Here is a 16,961-nt window from a genome sequence, read left to right as displayed (position 1 = left end):
CTTACGCTGCCGAGATTTTGCAGAGAGTACACTTGGTCTCCTGCATCTGGGTCACTGAGTCATAGCCATAGGTCTGAGCGGTGTTGGAACTTTCGCCCAACACATATGGATCGGCGCCTGCGGGGTATTTATGCCGAAGGTCTTCACCCTGGAAATGGCCGCCAAAGTGGAATGGCATGAAGGCCACGCCAGCACCAACCCTGTTGGTCAGCATCGCCATCACCTTGACCTTTCCGCCCTCGGGCCCTTCGACCCAAACCTGAGATCCGTCGCGAATACCAAGGTTGTTGGCATCGCGCGGATTGATCTCGACGAACATGTCCTGCTGAAGCTCGGCGAGCCACGGGTTCGACCTGCTTTCTTCGCCGCCGCCTTCATATTCGACCAATCGACCTGACGTGAGGATTATCGGGTAATCCTTTGAAAAGTCGTTTTTTTGGATCGAAGCGTATAGGGTGGGCAGACGATAGGCCTGACGATCCTCGTAGGTCGGATAGTCCGCCACCAGATCGCGGCGCGGGGTATAAAGCGGCTCGCGGTGCAGTGGGATCGGATCCGGGAATGTCCAGACAACCGCGCGGGCTTTGGCGTTCCCGAAGGGCGCACAGCCATGCTCGATCGCGACCCGCTGGATACCGCCCGAAAGGTCGGTTTTCCAGTTGGTCTCTGGTCCCGCGACGGCGTCGATAGCCGCGCGTTCCTCAGCCGTGAGGTCGCCATCCCAGCCAAGGTCCATCAGCATCTGCATCGTAAATTCGGGATAGCCATCCTGAATTTCCGACCCAACGCTATATACCCCTTCGGCCAGCAGGTTGTCACCATCGCGTTCCACACCAAAACGGGCGCGGAAGGTCAGGCCGCCTTCGGCCACCGGCTTGGACATGTCATAGAGGTTCGGTGTCCCCGTATGACCCATCTCTGCCGTTCCCCAGCAAGGCCAGGGCAGGCCGTAGTATTCGCCGTCGTTTGGTCCGCCAATGGCTTGCAGCGTGGTTCTGTCGAACGTGTGCTGGTTGGCCATATGATTTTTGAGACGTTCCGGCGACTGACCGGTATAGCCGATGGTCCAGAGGCCACTGTTGAACTCACGCGTGATGCTTTCAACATTCGGGGTTTCCGGGTCTTCCATCTCGATATTGCGGAAAAGCCTGTCCGCCCAGCCGAACTTGTTGGCGAACTTGGCCATGATGACCTCGTCCGGCAGGCTTTCGAACAGCGGATCAACCACCTTGTCACGCCACTGCAGCGAGCGGTTCGAGGCCGTGACTGAGCCACGGGTTTCGAACTGCGTACATGCCGGTAACAGATAGACGCCATCGGTGCGGTCATGCAGAACGGCAGAAACGGTGGGATACGGGTCGACTACGACCAGCATGTCCAGCTTTTCCATCGCCGTCTTCATTTCCGGCCCGCGTGTTTGCGAGTTCGGCGCGTGACCCCACAGAACCATGGCGCGGACATTGTTGTCCTGATCCATGTTGGCCGGGTCTTCCAGAACGCCGTCGATCCAGCGGGAAACAGGGATGCCGCGTTCATTCATCAGCGGCTTGTCTTTGCCTTCCTTGTCCTTGATCGTGGCGAACTGACCTTTCAACCAATCGACATCTTCACCCCAGACGCGGCTCCAATGCGCCCAAGCTCCATTGGACAGCCCATAATAGCCGGGCAGGGTGTGGGACAGAACGCCGAGGTCCGTCGCGCCCTGCACGTTGTCATGGCCGCGGAAGATGTTGGTGCCACCACCCGAGGTGCCCATGTTGCCAAGTGCAAGCTGAAGCACGCAGTAGGCGCGGGTGTTGTTGTTGCCATTGGTGTGCTGTGTGCCGCCCATGCACCAGATCACCGTGCCGGGACGGTTGTTGGCCATGGTGCGCGCCACGCGGCGCAGTTGGCTGCTGGGGGTGCCGGTCACCCGTTCGACCTCATTGGGGTTCCACTTGCGAACCTCGTCACGGATCTGGTCCATGCCCCAGACACGGGTGCGGATGAACTCTTTGTCCTCCCAGCCGTTGTCGAAGATGTGCCACAGGATACCCCAGATCAGTGCCACGTCCGTACCGGGACGGAAGCGGACATATTCATCGGCATGGGCTGCGGTGCGCGTAAAGCGCGGATCGCAAACGATCAGCGGGGCGTTGTTCTGCTCTTTCGCGCGCAGAACGTGCAGCAGCGAGACGGGGTGCGCCTCGGCCGGGTTGCCGCCGATGATGAAGATGGCCCGCGAGTTGTGGATGTCGTTGTACGAATTGGTCATGGCGCCGTAGCCCCAAGTATTCGCAACACCCGCAACCGTGGTCGAGTGACAGATACGGGCCTGATGGTCCACGTTGTTCGTGCCCCAGTAGGCGGCGAACTTGCGGAACAGGTAGGCCTGTTCGTTGTTATGTTTGGCCGAGCCCAGCCAGTACACGCTGTCCGGCCCTGATTCCTCGCGGATGCTCATCATGCCGTCGCCGATCTCGTTGATCGCCTCTTCCCAGCTGATGCGCTTCCACTCGCCACCTTCCTTTTTCATCGGATACTTGAGGCGGCGTTCACCATGGGCGTGCTCGCGGACCGAGGCACCCTTGGCACAGTGTGCACCCAGGTTGAACGGGCTATCCCAGCCGGGTTCCTGCCCGATCCAGACGCCGTTCTGAACTTCGGCAACGACAGTACAGCCGACCGAACAATGGGTGCATACGGATTTGATGTTTTCAACGGCGGCGTTCGCCGCTGTCTGGGCGCTGGCGGGCGTCACGGTTCCACCTGTGGCGCTGATCGCGGCCAATCCGCCGATCGTCAGGCCCGAGCCACGCAGGAATGCGCGGCGATCGACGGTTTTCTCGCCAATCCGGGACAGGATACTTGTCCGCTGGGGGCGTCTCGCAACCCCGTTGGTCTTTTTCCTAAGCATTTCTTTCCTCCCTTGCGCGCCGTGTCAGCCACGGCTGGCTTGGTACTGCTGGTGCCGACGTCAGGGCCAATCGCAACCGTCAGTCGGAGGCGACGTCGTCCGGTTTCAGAACCGGGCGCTGTCGAGATATGCGCGGGTATGCGCTGTATCCTGAATGCGGGTTTCGTCCGCGGGCAGTTCGGCTGCCTCAGCTTTTCCGCTCAGGGTGGCTGCGGCGACGGCAGCGGGCGCTGCGGTTCCGGCCAGTTTCAGGAAATCGCGGCGCGTGGCGCCGTCTTCCTTGGTCTTGCTCATGGGCTCCTCCTTTCCCATTTGCGAGGTAGCGCCGATCAGGGCGCTGGCGAGTGGCAGCGGATCACACTGCCGTCATTCGGAACGCCTCCCGCTCGATCTCCATGAAAATCCGACCGGCGGTGCCGATCGAGGCATAGAGAACCGAGTTTTCTGCAGCTTCCAAATCCGAATAAAAATGTGTGGCCCAGGGGCCGATATGTTTGTTCCAGAACGCCTTTTGGTCCTCCAGCTCCGCGGGGGTGCCAAAGCGGCCTACGATCATGCCCGCCATCATCTCCATCAGCGATGCAATGTTGTCTTCGGGTTCGAACACATTCTGTGCCCGGGTGATCCCGCGCACGGCCATGTCGTTACGCAACTGTGCCAAAGGTTTTTCGTTAAGGAACCCGGTCAGATAATAGCTGGCATAGGGTAGTAATTCACCACGCCCCAGCCCGATAAACAGCGCGTTGAATTCCCGTTCCGCTGCTGCGGGTTTGGTGACTTTGGCTACGCGTGCCATGGTCTGCATTGCCTGACCCAGATCTGTATCGTCACCCGTCAGACCTGCGACCTGATCCAGCAGCATCTGATTCGGTGGGGCCGCCAACAGCAGTCCGAGAAAATTGTAGAAATCCGCGCGCAGACGATCCTCGGCCGAGACATCAAGATATTGCGCATTGCGTGCGGTCATTGGGTCATCCTTCAAACTCGAATTTCATGCGTCGTGGGGTAGGGGGGCTGTCTTCTTCTTCCGGCTCTTCAACCTCAGCAATCTGTACCGGCGCCGGTTCTTCCCTCACCTCCGGTTCCACTTCAGGTTCCGGAGTTTCGGGTTCCGAATTTTTTTCAGGTTCTTCTTGGTCAGCGGCCAATGCTTCGACATGGGCCAGCATTCCTTTGCCTACCTGATACGCGGTCGGGATGTTTTCGATAACACAATTCGCGTCGGTATAGTCCTCGCCGTAGTCGACCAGCCCATCCACATTGGCCAAAACCGGGTTCAGTCGCCATAAGCGCCGCAAGGCACGGCGGCGCAGCCGGTCGGGCACTGCCTTGGCCATGAAACCAGAGACATCGTCACCAGCTCGCAACTGATCGGGATCGGGCAGGTTGAACTCGGCCAGAATCTCGGCATCCGACTTTTCTTCCAACTCGGCACGCTGTTCGGCAACGGCCTGTTCCTCGACAGCGATTACCTCGGCCTCAGCTTCGGCCTGAACGGCGGCCTTGCGGCGGGACCAGAAGTCGCGGAATTCGGTCACTGCACGATCCTCCGCGGCGCGCGGTAAACATCCGAAGCCTGACGGATACGTGCATCCCCTTTGCCGTCTTCGACAAGATCCGTCCGCTTTTTGTCGCGGCGGCGTTTTACAAAGACCTCTTCACGGTGATGCTCCAGTGCAAAGTCCCGAACCCAGGCAATCAGCCCTTCGGTCATTGGAATCTTTTCGACAATCTCTTCGCCGGTATCCGCATAGTCCTGCCCTTCGAACGGCGATGCCGTCACCAGAACTGCATCCATTGGCCGCGCGCCATCCAGCTCATTCCGCAACACAAGGTAGATCGAGGGCTGCCCGTCGGACAGGTTGACCATGTAAGCTTCGCTCTCATCTGACCAAAGCGTCAGGGGCAGGGTGGCGGCGTGGTACTCAACGGCCTCACCCTCTCGGCGCATTTCCTGCCAGTCCGCCGGACCGGCGCCCGGCAGCACCGCGACGGCGCGCCAGTTCCATTTCGCCCAGCGGGTGACACCGGGTGTTTTGCGCACGACAACGCCGATTGACATTTCAATCTGATTGGCGGCCTTGGCCACGTAGTCCTCCCCGAAAGGCTCTCCCCTGCCTTCCTTGAAGTCTACTATGGTACACAATTTGGCCATGTGCCAAGCGTCTATTGACGCTCTCAGGTGGGATTCACCAATTGTTGATTGGTTGAGAATTTGGTTCAGTTTCGTAAAACCAACCGAATTCCACGCTGAATTGGAAGGGAAGCGGCTACGAGGGCATTGCCACTTATTTCGCGCACCCTAGTCTGAAGGTTGTGACCGGGAAGAAGTTTGTGAGGAGGCTATGGGCACAAAACTCTTACTCTGCAACTGCGCGGGGACACAGGAACTGGATGCCGAAATAATCGCGTCCGCTTGCGGAACCGCGTGTTCCAGAGTTCACACCGCACTTTGCACGGGTGAGTTGGAAGCTGCTGCATCCTTGATGCAGGAAGGCGACACCGTGATCGCCTGTGGGCAGGAGAGGAACGTTTTTCAGGCTCTCGCGGACGAGTTGAGTATCGACACTCCGGGTTTCGTGGACCTTCGCGACCGCGCCGGTTGGTCCGAACAGAGCAACGATGCCGCGCCCAAGATGGCTGCTTTAGTTGCCGAAGCGTTGTTGCCACGGCCTATCACACCCAGTGTTGATGTCTTCAGCGAAGGCACGTGCTTCATAATAGGACCAGGAAATGTCACCTTTGATGTGGCTGACCGTTTGGCGAACACGCTGGCAGTGACGGTTCTGGTGACCGACGATACCGAGCCCAACTCTCGCGCCTTTGACGTGGTGCGCGGACGGATTCGTTCGCTGAATGGAGCATTGGGAGGATTCTCGTTAAGGCTGGATGCCTTGCAGCAGCTTGAACCCGGTGGCCGGGGAACGTTCGGGTGGACTGAGCCGCGAGATGGGGCAAAGTCGTCTTGTGACATCGTTCTCGACCTGACAGGCGGTACGCCCTTTGTGCAGGCCCCCGCCAAGCGCGAAGGGTACTTGCGCGCCGACCCTAAGGATATTGTGGCTGTAGAACGTCTGGCGTTCGAAGCGGTGCAGTTGGTTGGAACCTTCGAAAAACCCCTCTACGTTCGGATGGAAGAAACGCTCTGCGCCCATTCCCGCGCGGAACAAGTCGCCTGCACAAATTGTCTGGATATCTGCCCGACAGGCGCGATCACTTCGGCAGGGGAACACGTGTCCATTGATCCGATGATCTGCGCCGGGTGCGGAGAATGCGCAGCCGTGTGCCCGTCGACCGCGATTACCTATGAAGACCCACCTGTGTCGGCGCTGCTGTCGCGGATGCATATTCTGGCGCGTACCTACAGGCGGGCGGGAGGCTCAGCGCCAAGGTTGTTGGTCCACGATGCCCATGGGGATGAGATGATCCGGCTTTCCGCACGGTTTGGACGTGGCCTGCCCGCCGATGTCATCCCGATGGAACTGGGCGTGATTTCTGGATTTGGACATGCCGAGATGCTGGCGGCGCTGGCGCATGGGTTTGCACGGGTTGATATCCTCCTGGCACCAACGACAGAACGCGACGCACTGGAACGAGAGCTGGTCCTCGCGCAGGCGATTGCGGGCTCCGATGGGCTGGGTCTGATAGATGAGGCCGACCCGGATGCCATGTCCGACCTTCTTTACGCGCAAGAGATACCCGCACCTTTGGCCGACCCGGTCCTGCCACTAGGCAACCGGAGGCAAATCGCGCGCTTGTCAGCACAGGCACTGAATCCGGAAGCTGAGGCTCCGCTGCCGTTGCCTGAGAACGCACCTTATGGGGCGGTTGAGGTGAATACGGAGGCCTGCACGTTGTGTCTAAGCTGTGTGTCGCTATGTCCGTCCGGGGCATTGGTTGATAATCCCGACAAGCCACAGTTGAACTTTCAGCAAGACGCATGCCTGCAATGTGGATTGTGCAAAGGAATCTGTCCAGAGGATGCCATCGCCCTTGTGCCGCAGCTTGATCTCAGTGCCGTGGCCTTGTCGCAGCAGGTGCTGAATGAGGAAGAACCCTTTGCCTGCGTCGAATGCGGTGCCTTGTTTGGTGTGAAGTCCACAGTCGAACGGATCATGGAAAAGCTGTCAGGTACGCACCCGATGTTTGCCACGTCGGAAAAGGCCCGGATGATCCAGATGTGTGACAATTGCCGGGTGAACGCGCAGTTCCAGCAGCAGGACAACCCGTTCCAGTCGAACCCGAAACCCAAGGTCATCACGACCGAGGACTATTTTTCAAAAAGAAAGGATCACTGAAGTTGCAGCGGCGCGCCTAGATCGGCGGCGCTGATCGCAGAGACAAAAGCCAGAATTGCCTCAAGCTCCTCCTGCGTCATTTCGACAGGATAAATGGGGGACGGGCGCTGCGGGTCGAATGGAGGGGTTATACCCTCAATCTGTGTGAACGCGGGATGGGGGTTGAGAGCAAAGAAAGCCTCGAACCGTTCGGACCAGTCAGGCATGGCGCGCAGCACGGCGAAAGAGGGCGTCGAACCCAGTCCGTTCATACGGTTCTGCGGGCCGATCACGTGACACCTTCCACAATGAGTCATCGACAGTTCCTCGCCACGGGCTGTGTCACCGTCGATCACTGTTTCCTCTAGAGTGGCGGTGACTTCGAAACTGGCCGAAAAGGGCTCGCCCTGATCGGGGGCATAGCTTTCGACGGTGCGCTTGCCGATATCCGACAGCAGCCAGTCGCGGAACCGTTCATGCCTTGCATTATCCTCAATCCGCAGGTGATAGATCACACCATCGCGGACAAACACCGGATCACCCGGCGGCTCGACTTCAAGGACCAGAACGCCTCCTTTGTCTGCAATAACGCGTATCCCGGTCTTGAGAGAGAAGCGTGGAAGAATATGTTGCAGCAGACCAGAGTCTGTAACCTCTGCCGGAGCGGCGAGGCCAATTGCCTCCTGCGACCAAGAGGGACTGGCAGAGAGCGTCAGGCTCAGGCACAAAAGGGCAAAGCGCATGCCGCAGCCTAATGGGCCGGCACCAAATGCGTCAATTAAACTGAATGAGACGGAGACACATGCAATGAGCGGCGACCAGAGATTGTCGATACGCGCGGCCCTGACGGCAGGGCGCATCAAGGAGAATAAGGCATGAGTGTTCGTGATGCGGTACTTGCGAACCTGAAAAAGATCACCGACCCCGTATCCGGCCAGGATATTGTCAGTGCAGGTGTCGTCCGCGCACTAAACGTCGAGGGCGATACGGTCCGATTTGTGCTTGAGATTGACCCGAAACAGGCCCAGCGCATGGAACCGGTGCGCGCCGCAGCTGAGCAGGCAGCCCAGTTGGTTGACGGAGTCGCAAAGGTTTCGGCCATGTTGACTGCGCATTCCGACAAGGCTCCGCCGGATCTGAAGCCCAAACCGAAACCCTCGCAAACCGGCCCGCAAGCAGTGCCGGGCGTAGATCGGATTATAGCGGTCGCTTCCGGTAAAGGCGGCGTTGGCAAATCCACCGTTTCCGCCAACCTCGCCTGTGCGCTGGCAGCCGAAGGCCGTCGCGTGGGCCTGCTGGACGCTGACGTCTATGGCCCATCGCAGCCCCGGATGCTGGGAGTGTCGGGTCGCCCGGCCAGCCCTGACGGCAAGACGATCCTGCCGCTGCGCAATCACGGCGTCACCATGATGTCGATGGGTCTGATGACCAACGAAGGGCAGGCGGTTGTCTGGCGCGGCCCGATGCTGATGGGCGCGCTGCAACAGATGATGAGTCAGGTGCAATGGGGCGTACTGGACGTACTGATCGTCGACCTGCCGCCCGGCACCGGCGACGTGCAACTGACGCTGAGCCAGAAGTTCAAGGTGGACGGGGCAATTGTTGTTTCGACCCCACAGGACGTGGCTTTGATCGACGCCCGCAAAGGGATCGATATGTTTAATCAGCTCAAAACGCCGATCGTCGGAATGATCGAGAACATGTCCACCCATATCTGTTCCAACTGCGGGCATGAGGAGCATGTCTTTGGTCATGGTGGTGTTACGTCCGAGGCCGAGGCGCTGGGCGTTCCGCTGTTGGGTGAAATCCCGTTGCATCTGGACATTCGTGTGGCGGCGGACGGTGGCGCGCCCATCGTGGTCAGCAAACCCGACAGTGCGCAAGCCGAGGCATTCCGCAAGATTGCCCGCGACATGATCGCCAAGGGCTACGCATGAGCCAGCCGGTCTTCCCCCCCTTGCTGACTGGCCAGCCGGTTCAGGGTGGGGAAGACCCGTTCGAGCGCGCTCAGGCTATGGCCGCTCTGGGCTGTGATTCCGGGTCGGTGGTCTACAACAATCAGGCGGATCGCCTGCGAGTGGCCATCGTCTTCGCGCCCGAAGTGCCGCTACAGGACGCAATGGCCATGCTGCCGCTTTGCGCCGTTGGGTTCCAGAACGCGCTGGGCGCGCTGGCTCCACCCGAGGTTGCCGTGCATCTGGGCTGGGATGGGCTGATCTGTGTGAACGGTGCGAAATGCGGGATGTTTCGCGTCGCGGCTTCCACTGCATCTCCGGATGAAGAACCTGACTGGCTGGTCGTCGGTTGGGAACTGGCGCTGCTTCAAACAAGCGACGCACCGGGTGAAAATCCCGAAATCACAGCGCTTTACGACGAAGGCTGTGCCGAGGTCTCACCGGTTCAACTTGTCGAAAGCTGGTCACGGCACATGCTGACCTGGCTTAATCGATGGCAGGAGGACGGCAACGCTCCTTTGCATAGCGAATGGATGGGGCTGCTGCGCGGCGTGGGTGAGGCATACGAGGAAACGGGTGTGTTTCTGGGCACGGATGAGAGGTTTGGAATGCTGATCCGGGACGGCTCGAATACTAGGCTGCGCCCGTTGACGGAACTGTTGGAGAACGGATGATGAAACTGGCCCGCGCGATCCATTTTGACGAAAGCGACATGAACGTCTTTCATGTGCCAGCCCGGACGGGGGAATGGTGCATCTCGGGTGGGTTTGAATTCTCGAACTGGGGCGAAGGCGATCTGGAAGGCAAAGCGCGGCAGGCTTTTTCAAATGGCTGGTTGGGAGTTGAAACCTTTGGACGCGTGACATTTGTCGCGGTCACACAGGTTGAGCAGGCCGAGATTGATGAGATCGCCAGGAACCTGGCAGAACACTTCGTGCAAGTTTACGGAGCGCCATCGGTCGAGGCCGCGCTGGGGGTCGCACAGGCCGAAATCGCGCATATGACTGAATTATGCGAAGAACACGCGCCCAACACCTTGTTGACGGTTGCCCGTGAATTGTCCGAGACAGGTGTGCACGAGGTGTTTCGCATCATCACACCGCAAGAGACGCAGTTGGAAGCACTGGCTGTTCACGGCTCGCTGGACGACTGAGGGTTACAGCAGGTCTGCAAAACCACCGAACTGACCGCGTTTGAAGATCAGACCTTTCCCGGTGCGGTACATTACCTTTTCGACTTCTCCCACAAGAATGAGATGATCCCCGGCTTCGTGTTTGGCATGAAGCTGGCAGTCGAACCGTGCCAGACAGTTGGCCAGCTGCGGGCGTCCTTTGTGATCCGTGCCCCATTCCGCATGATCGAAATCCAACCCGTCGCGCGCGAATCGCAGCGCCTGATCCTGTTGTTCCTCTGCCATCACGTGAATCGAGTAGTGTTCGCACGCGTTAAAGGATGCGAACCGGAAGGAATCTTTGGCAAGACACCACAAAACCAGAGGTGGATCCAGGGACACCGAGGAAAACGAGTTAACGGTTATCGCACGCGGCCCACGGGCCGTGTTAGTGGTAATGACAGTGACGCCGGTCCCAAAACACCCCAGCGCTTCGCGGAATGCGATGCTTTGATCCGGGGTAGGGGTAAAGGTCTTTTCCGTCATTACGCGCTCGTTCGTTGGCCGCGCATCAGGTGCCACGGCCCGCCGGGATTGTCCATGAAAAGCTGAGTCTGCCCCAAATATTTCGCAGTTCAGTTCAGATCTTCCAACAACCGTCCGTGCTGCCGGGTCGCCTCAATGACCTGACCAAAGGTGTTCATGCCGCGTGACCGCAGCATCGGCAGCATCTTAACCAACGCCTGAGCGGTCGCAACGGCATCACCAAGTGCTGTGTGTCGCAACTCTTCCGGAATGGTGACCTCTAACCTGTCACAAAGGGCGTCCAGAGTGTGCGTTTCACTTGCCCCGAACAGAACGGCGGACAACAGTACGGTGTCCAGAATCGGATGATCCCATGCGACATTCATGCGCTTGGCGTGCCGCCGCAGAAACGCCATGTCGAATGGCGCGTTGTGAGCAACAATTACCGCGTTATGAGCGAACTGATGAAAGACGCGACCAGCCTGTCCGATGTCCGGTGCCCCCCGAACCATTCGGTCACTGATCTTATGAACCTTGGTCGAGGCGACAGGGATCGGAATTCCGGGGTCTACCAGCATATCCAGCTGTTCGCCCTGAACAATCCGTCCATTCACCACCCGCACCGCGCCAATCTGAACGACTTCGTCCTTGTGCGGCAGCAATCCGGTGGTTTCGGTGTCGAACACGACAAAGCACAGCCCCTGCAAAGCACGAGATTCGAACTCCTCTTCGGTCGCGCTGTGTAGCAGGTCGAAATCATAGACCAGCGGGCGGGCGGCTTCTGGCGGGATATTTGCGGCGGCGTCATCGAAAATGAGCAAGTAGCCGGGGGCGTCACCCAGCGGTTTCATCCTCGCAGTATAGGTTTGCGCACCGTCGATGCTGTGCAGGGTGCATTCGATCTCAAGTCCGGACTTCGTCAGTTTGGCATGGGCTTGCTCCAGCGGGCCGGGCAATAAATATTCGAACAGCGAGGCGTTCAGGCGGGGATGTGAGATTTGCGCCAGCACATTTGCGGCCTGACCATCATAAAGAACGATTTTATGTGTCGGGCTGGCCAATACCATTGCCACAGGTATTTCTGTCAGCAACGCGGTTAGCCGCTGCTTTTCGGCGGCAAGATGTGCCGTTTCGACCGCCACGGCTTCGGCGACATCCATTGTTTTCCCTGAAAGCTGATCTGCCAATCCGGCTGCTGCGGGGGCAAGGTCACCCAGATAGCGCGCGGCTTGCATGTCGACATCCGTGCTGACCCCGGCATGAGCGCGCGCACGCAATTGGGCCGACAACCGCTCGATCGGCTTGGCGACATTGTCGTCAAAAAGCAGCCAGACTGCGATGATCATGGAGATGAAACCAAAACCCATGAGAATTTCGGCCAGGATGAAGGCATTCGCCAGTGCAGGATCAGCGACACGCAGGTAGCTAACCCACAGCGCGATGGAGCTTACGGCCAGTCCCCCCAATGCCAGCAGGCAGAAAAACAGGAAAATACGCAGGCGCAAGCTCAACCGGGTCAGCATGTTACACTCCGCAAGTAGCCTCGACGATCGGATCATTGGCGCTGACTTTGAGCCAGTCAGCGTTCAGTACACGGCCGTCATCGCCGAACTCGGCACCATCAGCCAGATTGGCACGGCTGTATTCCTCGCAGTTGACGGCCACCGGAAGTTTCGAAACCGGTGCCCAGCGGCCAAATAAATACAGATCCACGAGGCGCTGCTCGGGAACCTGTTCGTTGGTGCGCACGGATACGGTGTCGATGGCGGCAAAGCGATCCACGAAGGGTACGGCATAGGTCCAGGGGCGGTAGAAGGCGCGGCTTTCGACCTCCTGAATAATCGTCAGTCCCTCGGGCAGTGTTTCGCGTGTGCGATCATACCAGGAATATTCGCTGGTGATCGTCATTCCGATCATCCCCAGACCTGCCGCAACCGGAGCCGCCCAGCGGGGCAGGCGACCGCCCGTCAGTTTATTCACCACCATCACCACGCCCGCAAAAGCGATGCCTGCAAAGATGGTGCCGATCAGTTCCAGAAACATATTGTCTCTCCGAATTGAGGTCGCCGGGATTAGCCGAGCATACCTTTGCCATGACCCACTGCCGATTGCATTGTTTTTACAACAACAAACGCGTCCCGCAGATGACTTCGCTCAAAGTCCGACAAAGCTGACGGTGGAAGATAGTTGTCCGGCGTTTCGCCCGATTTGACCAGCCTGACCTGATGCTCCAACCGAGTTTCCGCGATCAGGTCATAAGCGTCCAACAAGTCCCGCGCTCCTGAGGCGCTGAGCACTCCGGTTGCTGCCGCGGCTTGGAGACGGGCGCGGGTGTTGGCCTCGGTCAGCTTTCCCTGCAAACTGTAAATTCGTGCAAGATCCACCACTGGGACGACGCCATTGTGTTTTAAATCCAGCGTGTTGCGATGTTCACCTGATCTGATGGTCGCAAAGCCGCGCAGCAATCCCAGCGGGGGCGTGTGCTTGAGCGAATTTGAGATCATATGGGCGACAAAAATTGAATTCGCGTTGGCTGCTGCCAGCGTGTCGGATTGCAAATCGTCGAACAGGTGAAACGCGCCGCCGATCGGACGCAGATCGAACATGACCGAGGCCAGCATCTGCGCCTCGGGGTTGGGTTTGGCGATCCAGCCCTTGAAATAGTCACGCCAGACGCGCACCGGCTGACACCAGCGAGGGTTGGTCGCCATCATGTCGCCGGGGCAATAGAAATACCCGCAAGTATCCAGCCCATCCGAGACATATTTCGCAAGGTCCGCGAAGTAGGTCATGTCGTCTTCGGATACGCTGTCGTCCAGCATCAGGCAGTTGTCCTGATCCGAGACACCGGTCTGTTCCTGTCGACCTTGCGAACCACAAGCCAGCCACAGATAGGGCACGGGCGGTGGTCCCAATTTATCTTCCGCCAGCGCCAGCAACCGGCGCGTGGCGGTATCGGCAATATCAGTGATCAGGCGCGTGACGATTTCGTGCCGGTTGCCGCCGGCAACCAGTTGCACCAGCAGTTGCGGAATTTCCACCGTGACATGCGCCATGTCTTCAGCGGATTGGGCTTTTGCGATCCGGCGGACCAGTTCGGCGGAATTGACGGCCTGATAATGGGTCAGATCTGTTTGTGTGACGACGCCTACCAGTTTGCCGCCTTCGGAAATGGGAATATGACCGATCCCACGTTCCATCATCACGTGAAGGACATCCGAGCCAATATCTGTCGGCGACAAGGTGATCGGATCAGCGGTCATGATCTCGGAAACCGTTGTGGCCTTCAGCATGCTGTCGGCCACGAACTTTCCCGATATGTCTCTCAGGGTCGCGATCCCCAGCAGTTTGTCACCTTCGGTCACGCAAAGCGATGATATGTGCCGGTCCCGCATCATCTGCGCGGCTTGCTGAACCGGTGTGCTTGGGGGGCAGGTGGCCGGGTTTTTAGCCATCAGTACGTCGATGGAACTGGTCGCCAAACTTTGCGGACCAGTCCGGTCGCCGCGTGAGCGGTTGAAGAACTTGGACACAACATCGTGCCCGTCGATCAGCGAGCGCACCAGATCGGGCGGTAGCACAATCAATACCGACGGTGTATGCGCGCGTGCCTTGGTGGCAGCTTTGCCATCCCGCAAAAGGCCGCGCTCACCGAAAGAGTTGCGCAGACCGAGATGAGACACAACGGCGTCGTTCTCATCAGTAATTTCCACCTGTCCTTCATAGATCACAAAGACACCGGGCAGAGTCGTGCCTAGCTCATAGACTGACGCGTCTTCCTCGACCTCCCATACTTCGATCTGCTGGACCAGGTTGTCCAACACGTCCGCGGGCAGGGCGTCATAGGGGTGCACGGATTTCAGAAACCGGGTGATCTCATCATGGGACAGTGGCATGGAATAATCCTGGGCTTCTGGTTGAAAAATCCCGCCCGGTGGAGTGCCGGGCGGGAACAGTCAGTCGAAAGACGCGGCCATTTGCAAGTTGACCAACAGCCGCATCATGCTCATTTATTCTGAGCTGCACCCGCGCCACGGGGAACGCGCACGCTTTCGACCAGTTCCTTGATTTCCTGCGGCGTCTCCTTTGTCATACCAGCGACAACGTAGGCGACGGCAAAGTTGATCATCGCACCGATGGCGCCGAACGAGGTCGACTTGATCGGACCCAGAAGCGGGTCAGCATCGGTGAACGAGTTGGTGCCCGGAATGAACAGCCAGCCCTTGTGCAGGAAGATGTAGACCAGGGTCACAGTCAGACCGGCCAACATACCCGCGACCGCGCCGGTGTTGTTGATGCGGGTCGAGAAGATCCCCATCATCAGCGCCGGGAAGATCGAAGCTGCCGCCAGTCCGAACGCCAGAGCAACCGTTTGTGCTGCGAAGCCCGGTGGGTTCAGACCCAGATAGGTTGCGACGACGATGGCCACGGCCATTGCGATCCGTGCAGCCAACAGTTCACCCTTTTCCGAGATCTGCGGGTTGATCGCACCTTTGACAAGGTCGTGGGACACAGCTGACGAGATCGCCAGCAACAGGCCCGCAGCGGTCGACAGGGCAGCCGCAAGACCGCCGGCAGCGACCAGACCGATCACCCAACCCGGCAGGTTGGCGATTTCGGGGTTGGCCAGAACCAGGATGTCGCGGTTGAACTTGGTCAGCTCGTTACCGACCCAGCCTTTTTCTTCCGCAAGAGCCTGCATGTCTGCATTCTTGTCGTTGTAGTACTGGATCTTGCCGTCGCCGTTCTTGTCTTCCCAGTCCAGCAGTCCGGTTTTCTTCCAGGTCGCCATCCAGTCATAGCGCGGGTCGTTGTCGATCTCTTCGACCGAAACAGCGCCACCTTCGATGCCCCCATTGGGCCACATCATGTCGGTGATGTTCAGGCGGGCCATTGCGCCAACCGCAGGGGCGGTCAGGTACAGCAGCGCGATGAACACCAGCGCCCAGCCGGCGGACCAGCGTGCGTCAGCCACTTTCGGCACGGTGAAGAAGCGCATGATCACGTGCGGCAGACCGGCGGTACCGATCATCAGCGACAGTGTGAACAGCACCATGTTCAGCGTGTTCGAGTGGTGGGCCGTATAGTCGTTGAACCCCAGTTCGGTCACGATCGCATCCAGCTTGGTCAGCAGGGGTTCACCGCTGGCGGTGTCACCAAACAGACCCAGTGCCGGGACAGGTGTGCCGGTCAGCTGAAGCGAGATGAAGATGGCCGGGATGGTGTAGGCAGTGATCAGCACGCAGTACTGAGCAACCTGTGTATAGGTCACGCCCTTCATCCCGCCGAACACCGCATAGGCAAACACCACGGCTGCACCGATCAGCAGACCGGATGTATTCGACACTTCGAGAAAGCGGCCAAAGGCCACGCCCACGCCGGTCATCTGACCGATCACGTAAGTCACCGATGCCACGATCAGACAGATCACCGCAACGATACGTGCAGTTTGACTGTAGAAGCGGTCGCCGATGAACTCCGACACGGTGTACTTGCCGAACTTGCGCAGATAAGGCGCCAGCAGCAGCGCCAGAAGCACGTACCCGCCGGTCCAGCCCATCAGGAACGAGCTGTTGTCATAACCGGTAAAGGCGATCAGGCCCGCCATCGAAATGAACGAGGCCGCGGACATCCAGTCCGCCGCTGTCGCCATGCCGTTGGTGACCGGGTGAATGCCGCGACCCGCGGCGTAGAATTCAGATGTGGACCCCGCTCGGGCCCAGATCGCGATGCCGATGTAAAGCGCAAAGGACGCGCCTACAAACAGCAGGTTGATGGTAAACTGGTCCATGGGGTTTACTCCTCATCCACGCCGTATTCGGCGTCCAGCTTGTTCATGCGCCAGGCGTAGTTGAAGATCAGCACCAGAAAGACCAGGATCGATCCCTGCTGAGCAAACCAAAAGCCCAGATCAGTGCCGCCAACGGCGATACCTGACAGCATCGGACGCAGCAGAATGCCGAATCCAAAAGACACCAGCGCCCAGATCGCGAGGCTGATGTAGATGAGACGCAGGTTGGCCTGCCAATAGCCTTTGTCGGCTTTGGCAGCCTGCGCGGAGTTTGTTGATTGATCCGCCATTGCGGGTTCCTCCTTCGCTTCCTCCATTGACGGCCCTTTGTACAAATCCTCCAGCGCGCGGGACCGCTTTTCGTTTGTGCCTGTTGCTGTTGTGGCATCAGGCAAGGCTTCTCTGG

Annotated in this window: 16 protein-coding genes; 4 read left to right on the top strand and 12 right to left on the bottom strand. The window is 58.8% G+C overall.

Annotated elements, in window-relative coordinates; genetic code table 11:
* Window position 1 precedes the first annotated feature (1 nt).
* The 5 genes from GOX66_RS18470 to GOX66_RS18450 form a co-directional block, all read right to left on the bottom strand.
* Window positions 2-2,896 (bottom strand): formate dehydrogenase subunit alpha, encoded by a 2,895-nt coding sequence (locus GOX66_RS18470; RefSeq protein ID WP_170764370.1) that lies wholly within the window; start codon window positions 2,894-2,896, stop codon window positions 2-4.
* A gap of 105 nt (window positions 2,897-3,001) precedes the next feature.
* Window positions 3,002-3,190, bottom strand: coding sequence for a ubiquinol-cytochrome c reductase iron-sulfur subunit N-terminal domain-containing protein (locus GOX66_RS18465; RefSeq protein ID WP_170764368.1), 189 nt, complete (start codon window positions 3,188-3,190; stop codon window positions 3,002-3,004).
* Between the two features lie 61 nt (window positions 3,191-3,251).
* Window positions 3,252-3,863, bottom strand: a complete 612-nt coding sequence (locus GOX66_RS18460) for a TorD/DmsD family molecular chaperone (protein WP_170764366.1) — start codon at window positions 3,861-3,863, stop codon at window positions 3,252-3,254.
* A gap of 4 nt (window positions 3,864-3,867) precedes the next feature.
* Window positions 3,868-4,434 (bottom strand): DUF3306 domain-containing protein, encoded by a 567-nt coding sequence (locus GOX66_RS18455; protein WP_170764364.1) that lies wholly within the window; start codon window positions 4,432-4,434, stop codon window positions 3,868-3,870.
* On the bottom strand, window positions 4,431-4,985 hold the full coding sequence (locus GOX66_RS18450) for a DUF3305 domain-containing protein (RefSeq protein WP_170764362.1): 555 nt from the start codon (window positions 4,983-4,985) through the stop codon (window positions 4,431-4,433). Before GOX66_RS18450 ends, GOX66_RS18455 begins: the two co-directional genes overlap by 4 nt.
* A 256-nt stretch (window positions 4,986-5,241) precedes the next feature.
* Here GOX66_RS18450 and GOX66_RS18445 point away from each other — a divergent pair, with 256 nt between their 5' ends.
* Window positions 5,242-7,194, top strand: a complete 1,953-nt coding sequence (locus tag GOX66_RS18445; protein WP_170764360.1) for a 4Fe-4S binding protein — start codon at window positions 5,242-5,244, stop codon at window positions 7,192-7,194.
* On the opposite strand, the gene GOX66_RS18440 is transcribed toward GOX66_RS18445, so the two are convergent.
* Window positions 7,188-7,916 carry a c-type cytochrome gene (locus tag GOX66_RS18440; RefSeq protein WP_170764358.1) on the bottom strand — a complete coding sequence of 243 codons (729 nt, stop codon included), beginning with the start codon at window positions 7,914-7,916 and terminating at the stop codon, window positions 7,188-7,190. The genes GOX66_RS18445 and GOX66_RS18440 overlap by 7 nt on opposite strands.
* Window positions 7,917-8,048: 132 nt before the next feature.
* Between GOX66_RS18440 and GOX66_RS18435 the strand changes: the two genes are divergently transcribed.
* From GOX66_RS18435 to GOX66_RS18425, 3 genes are read left to right on the top strand one after another with little or no spacing between them, the layout of a single operon-like run.
* On the top strand, window positions 8,049-9,110 hold the full coding sequence (locus GOX66_RS18435) for an Mrp/NBP35 family ATP-binding protein (protein WP_170764356.1): 1,062 nt from the start codon (window positions 8,049-8,051) through the stop codon (window positions 9,108-9,110).
* On the top strand, window positions 9,107-9,802 hold the full coding sequence (locus GOX66_RS18430; RefSeq protein ID WP_170764354.1) for a biotin/lipoate--protein ligase family protein: 696 nt from the start codon (window positions 9,107-9,109) through the stop codon (window positions 9,800-9,802). Before GOX66_RS18435 ends, GOX66_RS18430 begins: the two co-directional genes overlap by 4 nt.
* Window positions 9,802-10,281, top strand: a complete 480-nt coding sequence (locus tag GOX66_RS18425) for a DUF6505 family protein (RefSeq protein ID WP_170764495.1) — start codon at window positions 9,802-9,804, stop codon at window positions 10,279-10,281. The genes GOX66_RS18430 and GOX66_RS18425 overlap by 1 nt, the downstream gene beginning before the upstream one ends.
* A 3-nt stretch (window positions 10,282-10,284) precedes the next feature.
* Here GOX66_RS18425 and GOX66_RS18420 read toward each other — a convergent pair whose 3' ends face one another.
* The 6 genes from GOX66_RS18420 to GOX66_RS18395 all read right to left on the bottom strand — a co-directional run bounded on the left by GOX66_RS18420 (window position 10,285) and on the right by GOX66_RS18395 (window position 16,845).
* The gene (locus GOX66_RS18420; protein WP_170764352.1) at window positions 10,285-10,785 is read right to left on the bottom strand and encodes a flavin reductase family protein; all 501 of its coding nucleotides are present in this window, start codon (window positions 10,783-10,785) and stop codon (window positions 10,285-10,287) included.
* An 89-nt stretch (window positions 10,786-10,874) separates the two neighbouring features.
* The gene (locus GOX66_RS18415; protein ID WP_170764350.1) at window positions 10,875-12,287 is read right to left on the bottom strand and encodes a 3'-5' exonuclease; all 1,413 of its coding nucleotides are present in this window, start codon (window positions 12,285-12,287) and stop codon (window positions 10,875-10,877) included.
* A 1-nt stretch (window position 12,288) separates the two neighbouring features.
* Window positions 12,289-12,807 (bottom strand): hypothetical protein, encoded by a 519-nt coding sequence (locus GOX66_RS18410; RefSeq protein ID WP_170764348.1) that lies wholly within the window; start codon window positions 12,805-12,807, stop codon window positions 12,289-12,291.
* Window positions 12,808-12,836: 29 nt separating this feature from the next.
* A complete protein-coding gene (locus GOX66_RS18405; RefSeq protein WP_170764346.1) occupies window positions 12,837-14,660 on the bottom strand; it encodes a DUF294 nucleotidyltransferase-like domain-containing protein in 1,824 nt (607 codons plus the stop codon).
* Between the two features lie 110 nt (window positions 14,661-14,770).
* Complete coding sequence (locus GOX66_RS18400) at window positions 14,771-16,555, bottom strand: sodium:solute symporter family protein (protein ID WP_170764344.1); 1,785 nt, start codon at window positions 16,553-16,555, stop codon at window positions 14,771-14,773.
* A 5-nt stretch (window positions 16,556-16,560) separates the two neighbouring features.
* Window positions 16,561-16,845 carry a DUF4212 domain-containing protein gene (locus GOX66_RS18395; RefSeq protein WP_170764342.1) on the bottom strand — a complete coding sequence of 95 codons (285 nt, stop codon included), beginning with the start codon at window positions 16,843-16,845 and terminating at the stop codon, window positions 16,561-16,563.
* Window positions 16,846-16,961 lie beyond the last annotated feature (116 nt).

The sequence above is a fragment of the Ruegeria lacuscaerulensis genome, assembly GCF_013031245.1.
GTDB classification, from domain to species: domain Bacteria; phylum Pseudomonadota; class Alphaproteobacteria; order Rhodobacterales; family Rhodobacteraceae; genus Ruegeria; species Ruegeria lacuscaerulensis_C.
Note: the sequence above shows the minus strand (reverse complement) of the source record. Positions and strands in the feature narration are given on the sequence as shown.